The organism is Stenotrophomonas sp. SrG, from assembly GCF_050031795.1.
GTDB classification, from domain to species: domain Bacteria; phylum Pseudomonadota; class Gammaproteobacteria; order Xanthomonadales; family Xanthomonadaceae; genus Stenotrophomonas; species Stenotrophomonas rhizophila_A.
Genome location: NZ_JBNBBE010000593.1, coordinates 1 through 251 on the forward strand (window position 1 = coordinate 1; position 251 = coordinate 251).

The 251-nt window shown below is 67.3% G+C and carries 1 protein-coding gene; it reads left to right on the forward strand.

The features are described from left to right. Positions 1-251: isochorismatase family protein (locus ACQG3P_RS20960; RefSeq protein WP_426806131.1), on the forward strand; the 251-nt coding region annotated here is incomplete at both ends.

Sequence of the window (251 nt, forward strand, 5' to 3'; positions counted from 1 at the left end):
ACCGCACCCTGATCAACACCTGGCAGGACAAGGCCGTGGTGGATGCGGTCAAGGCCACTGGCCGCAAGCAGCTGAGCATCGCCGGTCTGTGGACCGAGATCTGCGTGGCGATGCCGGTCATCCAGGCGCTCGGCGAGGGCTGGGATGTCCCCGTCATTACCGATGCATGTGGCGCGGTGTCGGTGGAAGCGCACCACGTTGCCCTCCAGCGCCTGAGCGCCGCCGGCGCCAACGTGATGACCTGGATGGCC